Origin of the sequence: Burkholderia sp. Bp9142, assembly GCF_003853415.1 — a bacterium.
GTDB lineage: Bacteria > Pseudomonadota > Gammaproteobacteria > Burkholderiales > Burkholderiaceae > Burkholderia.
Map to the genome: position 1 here is coordinate 1 of NZ_QTPP01000077.1, position 3,398 is coordinate 3,398.

Sequence of the window (3,398 nt, forward strand, 5' to 3'; positions counted from 1 at the left end):
ACCCAGTTATGCCGACTTCCGGATTATGCCGCGTCATACATGCACGTGGCGGTGGGTATGGCCCTCCGTGATTGCTGTGTCGGCATAACCGTATGATTTCTCAGGCTGGCTATCTCGCTGGCCAGGAGAGATCAAATGAAGGCGACACGCACAGTCAGCGAATCCGGCGGGCTGCCGACCCGTCACATTGATGCATTTCTCGATCGTCTACGGGCGGCACACTATTCCGAGGTAACGCTTCGCAAGAAACGGCGGGTCCTGTGTGCGTTCTCTCGGTGGATGAAGAACAGGAACATCGACCTGGTTGACCTCAATGAGTCTGCGGCGACTCGTTTCATGAAGCGCTTGAGCGACGCCCCACGAGACCGCGTCCAGTGCGAGCGTGCCGCATTACAGTCGTTCCTTGCCTATCTGCGTGGCGAAGCCATCGTGCGCTCGCCGCCGTTGGGCGACCAATCCGCGATCACGCACACCTATGACCGGTACCTGGACTATCTGAGGCAGGATCGCGGACTGGCGAACAACTCGGTGCTCGTCTACGGGCCCTTCATTCGAGACTTCCTCCACAGTCAGGACGCTGGCGACGGCCGCATACTGCCCAACGCATTTGACGCGATAACGATCCGAGACCACCTTGTTGCCCGCAGCAAAGGCCGATCGGCGGAGTACACGCGGCTGATGGCGGTGTCCCTTCGCTCGTTTTGCCACTTCCTCTTTCTGCATGGAAGCACGCCGCGTGACCTTTATGAGTCGGTGCCTTCGGTTCGCAAGTGGCAACAGTCAGCGGTGCCAACATTCCTCACGCCTGAGCAGGAGGAAGCCCTCATTGCCACTGCGGACCGGTCCACTCCACGTGGGTGCCGCGACTATGCCGTCCTGCTGTTGTTGGCTCGGTTGGGGTTGCGTTCCGGAGAGATCGTCGCACTTGAACTAGACGATATCCACTGGCGTTCCGGTGAACTTGTCGTTCATGGCAAGGGGCAAATGGTGGAACATGTCCCGCTACCTACCGAGGTCGGAGACGCGATCGCAACCTACCTCCGCGACGCTCGTGGAGTGAGCGCATCGCGACGGGTATTCCTCCGCATGTGGGCACCGCGCGTTGGTCTGGCAGGACCGGCGGCGATTGGCCACATCGTTCGTCTGGCCTTCGCGCGTGCCGGATTTCGCCCTGCGTGTCGCGGCGCGGCACATCTGTTTCGTCACAGTCTGGCGACAACGATGATTCGTCATGGTGCGTCGATGGCGGAAATCGCCGAGGTGTTGCGGCACCGCTCACAAGTCAGTACCGCGATCTACGCAAAGGTTGCGTTTGAGGACCTGCGCGGGGTAGCGCGCTCATGGCCCACGGCAGGAGGTGCAATATGACTGCGATCCGTGACTCCCTTGCTCGGTACGTGGCGGTCCGCCGGGCTCTGGGGGCGTCATTCTATGAACCTGCATTGGCACTCGGTCATTTCGTTGATCTTCTGGAACACGAAGGTGCCGAGTTCATTACCATCGATCTGGCTCTGCGCTGGGCGACGACGCCCGTATCCGTCGAACGCGCGACCTGGGGGCGGCGCCTCTCAGCGGTGAGAGGATTTGCCAGGTGGATGAACACCGTCGACAGCCGAAACCAGATTCCTCCGGCAGGACTCCTGAGTGCCCGTCGACGGCGCAACGCGCCGCATATTTACACGGAACAGGAAATCAACCTGCTCATGATCCGGGCTGCGCAGCTACGCTCGCGCACTGGCATGCGAGCACTGACCTATTCGACGCTTATCGGGCTTCTCGTAGCGACCGGCCTTAGGCCCGGTGAAGCGCTTCGACTCGACCGGTCCGACGTTGACCTCGTTAGCGGGATACTCTCCATCCGGGAATCGAAGTTCGGCAAATCGCGCTTTGTACCCGTAGAAGAGTCGACCCGCGCCGCACTCGAACGTTATGCTCAGAGTCGAGACCGACTCTGCCCACAGCGGTTGAGTGAGGCGTTCCTGGTTGGTGAGCGCGGTGTGAGGTTGAAGGCCGGCACTGTCCGAAGCATGTTCGTCAGAATGTCGCGTGCCGTCGGCCTGCGGCCAGCGACAGAGGATGGTCGCGATGGTTACGGCCCGCGGCTCCAGGACTTTCGACACAGTTTCGCGACTGGAAGAATGGTCGAATGGTATCGCGCTGGATCGGACGTGAACCGGCAGTTACCGAAACTTGCCGCCTATCTCGGGCATGTCAACATTGGTCTTACGTATTGGTACATCGAAGCGGTTCCGGAATTGCTTGAGCTTGCGGCAGGCTATCTTGGCAGAAACCCTCCGGGAGACCGGTCATGAGCGCCGCCGGCCTTCCATCCCTCGTCCAGCGTTTCTTTACCCAGCGCCTGCTCGAGCAGCAGGGGCTGAGTTCGCACACGGTGGCGAGTTACCGCGACACGTTCCGGTTGCTGCTGGCGTTCGCCATGAAGCATGTGGGACGCGTGCCTTCGAAACTGCGGATCGAAGACTTCGACGTGTCGTTGATCGAGGAATTCCTTCAGCACCTTGAACAAGCCAGGGGCAATTCGGTGCGGACACGCAACACGCGCCTCGCCGCTGTACATGCCTTCTTCCGGTTCGTTGCGGTTAGCGAGCCTGCGCTGTTCCTGCAGTGTCAGCGCATCCTTGCAATTCCATCCAAACGCTGTGAACATGGTCCCGTCGAGTTCCTGACCGAGAGCGAGGCCGCAGCGCTAGTAGCGGCACCTGATGTGCGAACATGGATCGGCAACCGCGACCGAGCGCTGCTTCTTGTAGCGGTTCAAACGGGTCTGCGGAATAGCGAATTGACTTCTCTCAGGCGTCAGGATGTGGTGCTCGGTACAGGCGCCCACGTCCGTTGCCTCGGCAAAGGCCGAAAGATGCGATGCACTCCGCTTCGACCGGACGTCGTCGCGGTGATGAAAGCATGGCTACGCTATCAACCTGGCGAGCCCGATGATCCGGTATTCCCCAGTTCACGCGGTGGCCGTCTTAGCGCTGACGCACTTCAGCGGCTTGTGTCACGCAACGTCGCAATCGCCTGTCACTCGTGCCCCTCGCTGAAGGACAAATCAGTAACTCCCCATACGCTTCGGCACGGAGCCGCGATGAGCCTGTTACATCACGGCGTAGACCTGTCCGTGATCGCGCTCTGGCTCGGCCACGAATCATCGGAGACGACCCAGATCTACTTGCACGCCGACATGCGGCTTAAGGAACGCGCAATGGCGCACGCGAATGCGAGCGGAGTCGCGCCGACGCGTTACAGACCTCCCGACCCCTTGCTGGCCTTCCTGGAGAGTCTTTGATAATGCCGACAATCCGAGCGACGCGGAACAGGGATCCGCCCAACTGCTGGGCCCGTGGAATCATGACGCGGCATAATCCGGAAGTCGGCATAAC

Annotated in this window: 3 protein-coding genes; all 3 read left to right on the forward strand. The window is 60.5% G+C overall.

All coding sequences use genetic code 11. The features are described 5' to 3' along the window. Positions 1 to 135 precede the first annotated feature (135 nt). Genes DIE22_RS37635 through DIE22_RS37645 form a run of 3 tightly spaced genes read left to right on the forward strand, consistent with a single transcriptional unit; the run spans position 136 to position 3,304 of the window. The gene (locus DIE22_RS37635; protein WP_124607537.1) at positions 136 to 1,368 is read left to right on the forward strand and encodes a site-specific integrase; all 1,233 of its coding nucleotides are present in this window, start codon (positions 136 to 138) and stop codon (positions 1,366 to 1,368) included. Beyond that, positions 1,365 to 2,312: a tyrosine-type recombinase/integrase gene (locus DIE22_RS37640; RefSeq protein WP_124607538.1), complete on the forward strand. Its 948-nt coding sequence runs from the start codon at positions 1,365 to 1,367 to the stop codon at positions 2,310 to 2,312. The genes DIE22_RS37635 and DIE22_RS37640 overlap by 4 nt, the downstream gene beginning before the upstream one ends. After that, positions 2,309 to 3,304 carry a tyrosine-type recombinase/integrase gene (locus DIE22_RS37645; protein ID WP_124607539.1) on the forward strand — a complete coding sequence of 332 codons (996 nt, stop codon included), beginning with the start codon at positions 2,309 to 2,311 and terminating at the stop codon, positions 3,302 to 3,304. The genes DIE22_RS37640 and DIE22_RS37645 overlap by 4 nt, the downstream gene beginning before the upstream one ends. The last annotated feature ends 94 nt before the right edge of the window (positions 3,305 to 3,398 follow it).